Genomic DNA, 5,215 nt, shown 5'->3' with positions numbered 1-5,215 from the left:
CCGTACGGCGGTGGGTCAACTCGGCTGCGGTGGAGGCCGGTTACACCAGGAGTTTCCGTCGTTCGCGAGTCGTCGCGCTACTCCGTTCGCGGCGGGGGCCCTGTCGACGTCAAGCGGTCGAGAAATGAGCTTCGGTGTGATGACCTGCTGGTTTCCATGAATTTGATTTGTTTCTGTCCAGGCGTCTCGGTGCCCGTTCGGCGTTGGCGGATGCCGGTGGCGTAAGGGCCGAGGTGCCGGTTCGGTGCTTTCAGTCGGCGCGGAAGCTGCCCGAACTTCGTGCCTCGAAGGGTGTGCCCAAGGGCGCCCGCCCGAGAATAGACTGAGGTCAAGAAAGCAGACGGAAGTCAGCTTCGTTGCCCGCCCGGACCGCGAATCCGGGCAGACCTCACAGGAGAACCCCATGCGCGACAGCGACGTCATCACCGGCCGGGCCGACCTCGGCGCCATCGACAACACCACCGGCGAGGCCGCCTTCTACTCCCACCGTCAGCCCGCCTGGCACGGCCTCGGCACCGTCACCGAGGACGCCAAGACCAGCGACGAGGTCCTGCACCTCGCCCAGCTGGACTGGGAGGTCGAGAAGCTGCCGATCCTGCCGATGAACAAGGGCAAGCTCGGCAAGAAGATCCCCAACCGCTTCGCCACCGTCCGCACCGACACCGGCGACTGGGTCGGCGGCCTCGTCGGCAACACCTGGACCCCCATCCAGAACCGCGCCGCCTTCGCCTTCCTGGACGAGCTCGTCGGCGGCGGCCACGTCACCTACGAGACCGCCGGTGCGCTCGACGGCGGCCGGGTCGTCTTCATGTCGGTCAAGTCCCCGAGCATCACCATCGACCCCGAGGGCGCGGCCGACCGCATCGACCTCTTCACGTTGTTCGCCAACAGCCACGACGGCCGCTCCGCCGCCGTCGCCGTCGAGACCCCGGTCCGGGCGGTGTGCACCAACACGCTTGACCTCGCCGTCAGCGAGGCCCAGCGCGTGTGGAAGGTCCGCCACACCATCGACGCCCTTGACCGGCTGGAGGAGGCCCGGCGCACCCTCGGCTTCACCGAGCGCTACGCCGCAGCCCTGGAGGCCGAGGCCGCCGCCCTGTACCAGCAGGCGATGACCGGCCAGGAGTTCGACAAGCTGATCACCCGGCTGTGGGGGGCTCCGGACGAGGGGACGCGCAAGCACATCCTCGCGGCTCACGAGGAGCGGCGCGACCGGCTGCATTACCTGTTCGCCGAGGCCGACACCCAGGACAACATCCGGGGCACCCGCTGGGCCGCCCTTCAGGCGGTCGTGGAGTTCGAGGACTACTTCCGGACCGTCAAGATCCCCGAGGCGCTGACTGAGCAGGAGCACCGCGCCAACCTCGCGATGACCACCCTGCTGCACGACCAGAAGAGCCCGCTCAAGGACGCGGCGAAGGCCCTGTTGCTCGCGGCCTAACCCCCGGCGGCCGGGGGCCTGCGGGCCCCCGGCCGACCGTTAGCCGCTCCGCGTCAACCCGGCCGTGCCGCCCGCTGGCGCGGCCCCGCCACCTGGAACGAGGAACCGCCATGTCCGACAACACCCCCTTCACTCCCGAGATGGCCCACCTGGCCGACTTCGTCGCCGGCGCGCTCGACCGCGAACCGGTGGGACAGATCGTCGTCGCCGAGTTCGGCGAACCCCTGCGCCTGCTCCTCGCGGACATCCCGGAGGGCCCGCACCACTGGCCGTCCTTCGCCCGGACGTTCATCGGCGACGTCGCCGAACTGCCCGCCACCAGCAAGGAACAGCGCAACGTCGCGCTGCTCGTCTACGCCCGCGACGGCCACGGCCTCGAGGATGCCGACACTTACACCGCCGTGTGGCGCCACCTTGCCACCACGTGCGCGCGGTACGGCCTGGCCGTGATCGAAAGCCAGTTCATCACCCGCACCCACTGGTGGCCCCTGCCCGCCGACCCCACCACCGGCGCCCCCGGCCCGGGAACGCCCCGCGCCGCCGAGCGGCCGACGGCCGACCGGCACCCCGTGGACGACGGCGCGGAGGGTGATGCGGGTGTGGTGGCCGACGCCGTGCACGCCTTCGCGCGCGAGCTGGAAGCCGGCCACGAGGCCGCCAAGCAGAGTCTCAAGCCGCTGCTTGCCGCCATGCTGACCGGTCAGCGCGACATCGAGGAACTGACCGATGCGGAGGCGGCGCGGCTGCTCCTCGCGGTCCAGAACGGGGACTTCCTGCACATGGCCTCGACGTACTGCGAGCCAGAGGAGGTGAAGCGGGCGGCGCTGCTGTGGTCGCGCGTCGCATGGCTGTGCGTCGACCCCTACCGCCGCCTGGCCGCCGCGCCGCTCACCCTGCTTGGTGCCGCGCTGCTGCTCGACGGCGACACTCCGGCGGCCGCAGAGGCGCTGCTCCTCGCGCTGGAGGTCAAGCCGGGGGACGAGCAGGCGCAGGCGCTGCTGGGGCTGGTCTCCCTGGCGGAGATCGACCGGGTCATCGGCGCGCCGGTGAGCGCGGCGGAGTCGCTGAGGGCCTTCCTTCGCAAGCGCCGCGAGCTGTAGCCGCAGGCTGCGGTGTCGCCCCGGTGCCCGGCCCTTCGGGGGCGGGCACCCGGGCCCGGCCCCGACGGCACCCCGATCCAGGGGAATTGGGGTGTGCCCAACAGACGCGCCCTAAAATAGACTTATGTCAAGAAAGAAGACAACAGTCTTCTTCTGTTGCCGCTCCGGACCGCGAATCCGGACCAACCCTGATAGGGACCCATGACCGACAAGCTGCTCCTGCTGAACGGCCCCGAGGGCCTGGTTCACCTGCTGCCGTTCCTCTTCAACTACCACCCCGAGAACAGCGTCGTTCTCGCCGGCATCACCCCGACCGGGACGCCGCTCGGATTCGTCCGAACCGACCTGCCCGCCGACCCCGCCCTCTGGCCCTCCATGGCCGAAGAGCTGGTCGCCTACCAGCAGGACGATGCCGCATCGTTCCTGTTCCCGACCCACCGGCTCGTCGCCTACATCTGCCCCGACCCGGACGACCCGGACTACGGTCCGCAGTCCCGCCTCACCCACCAGCCCATCGCCGACCACCTGCGCGAAGCGTGCGGACGCCTGGGTCTGGCCCTGAGCGAAGCCATATACGTGACCCGGTCCCGCTACTGGTCGATGCTGACGACCGGCCCCAACGACGGGCACCCCATCCCCGAACCGCCCGCAGAGCTCGACTCGACGAGCCTGCCGCGCAGCAGCGACGTCCTGAAGTCCCTCGCCCCCGCCACCGGCACACGGGCCACCGCCATGGCCGCGACCCTCGACACCGCCGTGCGCGCCATGCACGCCGACATCCTCTCCAACGGGCACCAGAATGTCGTGGACGACGCGATCGACCTCGTGACCACCACCATCGGCGAACTGGTCACCGGCGCCTGGCAGGCCAAGGACACCCCTGACGACCTCGCGGCCCGACTGCTGCTCGCCCTCCAGTACGACGACGTGCGCAACACCGGGCTCATGCACTGCGAGGAGCACGAGCTGGCGGCCGCGAACGAGCTGTGGCTCGCCCTGGCCCGCCGCTGCCCCGCCTCCTACACCGACCACGCCGCCATACCGCTCGCCCTCCACGTGTTCACGGCGTGGGCACTCGGCGACGAGGCCACGTCCCGACTCGCCCTCCGGGCCGCCGACACGTGCCTCCCGGACCAGGACCTGACCCGCTTCCTCCTCGGCAGGTTCAACAGCGGATCGAGCTTCCACCACCTGCGTGAGCACCTGCGCGAGCACCGCGTCACCCGGGGCAACCCCGTCACGGGCTGACCCGCCCCCGGCAGGGGCCGCAAGTCGAGCGGCCCCTGCCCACCCCACACCGACCACGAGCGGAGAGATCCCCTTGAACATCAACACGGTGCCCGTCTTCGACGTCCGCAGCCCCGCCCAGGCCGTCGAAGCGCTGCCCTACCTCCTGCGCTTCCAGCCCGACGGCCCCGACGGCATGGTGTTCGTCCTCGCCCACGACACCCTGCACGACCGCCCGCTCTTCAGCCAGAAGTTCGACCTGCCCGACGGCGAGGACGACCCGAACGAGGCCGCGCACCACATGATGCACAGCACGCTGCGCCGCCTGGAGAAGTTCGCCACCGGCCCGGCCGACGTCCTGCTGTACCTGTGCGCGAGCCAGCAGGACGCGGGCGACGGCCACGCCGCGATGACCCGGCACCGGGCGCTGGCGGACGCGCTCCTGCTGTCCGCCGAGGCCCACGGCATCGACACCCTCGCCGCCATGTTCGTCACGCCCACCCACTGGTGGGTGTACCACCACGACAACCCCAACTACCGGCACGAGGGCATGCCCGTCGACGGCCCGGACAACCCGGGCGTCGTCACCATGAACGCCCGCGCCGTCGGCATCCCCACGCCGCCCAGCCAAGCCGCGATCGCCGCCGCCTTCGAACCCGTCACGGGGAAGGAAGCCGAAGCCCAGCGCGCCGCGATCCTGCACGCCGTCGGCGAGCGGGCTGACCGCGTGCAGGCCAGCAGCTTCGACGCCGAGACCGAACGGCTCACCGCGATCCTCGACCGGCTGCTACTCGGCGGGGGAGACGGCATACCGCTGGAGGACCTCACCCCGGACCAGACGGCAGAGCTGACCGTCGGGCTGGGGCACCGGCCCCTGCGGGACATCGCGCTCGAATACATCGAACCGGACGAGCTCCCGCGCGCCCGGGAGCTGTGGGCCCTGCTGGCCCGCCGCTGCGCCAGCGCCACCACGACCTTCGTCGCCGCCCCCCTGACCCTCGCCGCGTTCACCGCCGCCGTCGCCGGGGAAGTCCCGGCCGCGCTCCTCGCCCTCGAACGGGCGCGCAGCGCCGACCCGCGCTACCTTCTGGCCGAGCTCCTGATGGAGCAGATCGTGATGGCGGGCTCTGTGGACGACATCGCCGACGTGGTCCGGCAGGAGCGCGAGGGCCGCCGTCGCGGCCACGACAGCTGACCGTCCGGCCGGGGCGGGCACCGAACGCCCGCCCCGGCCGTGGCCCATGCAGGCTCTTCGACCACAACCAGGGGGGACACCGTGAGGTATAGCGATCCGCAGCCCGAGCCCGAGCCCGAGCCCGAGCCCGAGCCCGACCACGACCCGGCGCCCGCCGTCGCCGACCCCGCCACCGGGGAGGTCCGGGTCCTCGCGCGCCTGTGTGACACCTGCATCTACCGGCCGGGCAACCTGATGCACCTCGCCCCCGGC

Annotated in this window: 4 protein-coding genes; all 4 read left to right on the top strand. The window is 71.3% G+C overall.

The window, feature by feature from the left end; all coding sequences use genetic code 11:
- The first annotated feature begins 403 nt into the window (after nt 1-403).
- Entirely contained in the window at nt 404-1,441 is a 1,038-nt protein-coding gene (locus J0670_RS29450) for a DUF932 domain-containing protein (RefSeq protein ID WP_207814742.1), read from the top strand.
- 110 nt (nt 1,442-1,551) lie between these two features.
- Nucleotides 1,552-2,541 (top strand): DUF4192 family protein, encoded by a 990-nt coding sequence (locus J0670_RS29445; protein WP_207814741.1) that lies wholly within the window; start codon nt 1,552-1,554, stop codon nt 2,539-2,541.
- A gap of 201 nt (nt 2,542-2,742) precedes the next feature.
- Entirely contained in the window at nt 2,743-3,789 is a 1,047-nt protein-coding gene (locus J0670_RS29440; protein WP_207814740.1) for a DUF4192 domain-containing protein, read from the top strand.
- 73 nt (nt 3,790-3,862) lie between these two features.
- On the top strand, nt 3,863-4,963 hold the full coding sequence (locus J0670_RS29435) for a DUF4192 domain-containing protein (RefSeq protein ID WP_207814739.1): 1,101 nt from the start codon (nt 3,863-3,865) through the stop codon (nt 4,961-4,963).
- The last annotated feature ends 252 nt before the right edge of the window (nt 4,964-5,215 follow it).

This window comes from Streptomyces sp. FH025, from assembly GCF_017427025.1.
In the GTDB taxonomy this organism is placed as follows: Bacteria; Actinomycetota; Actinomycetes; order Streptomycetales; family Streptomycetaceae; genus Kitasatospora.
This window is presented reverse-complemented; position numbering and strand designations above follow the sequence as displayed.

What these genes read in the sequence shown, in the direction of transcription:
- J0670_RS29445 (WP_207814741.1), top strand. Translation starts at nt 1,552, where the DNA reads ATGTCCGACAACACCCCCTTCACTCCCGAGATGGCCCACCTGGCCGAC.
- J0670_RS29440 (WP_207814740.1), top strand. Translation starts at nt 2,743, where the DNA reads ATGACCGACAAGCTGCTCCTGCTGAACGGCCCCGAGGGCCTGGTTCAC.
- J0670_RS29450 (WP_207814742.1), top strand. Translation starts at nt 404, where the DNA reads ATGCGCGACAGCGACGTCATCACCGGCCGGGCCGACCTCGGCGCCATC.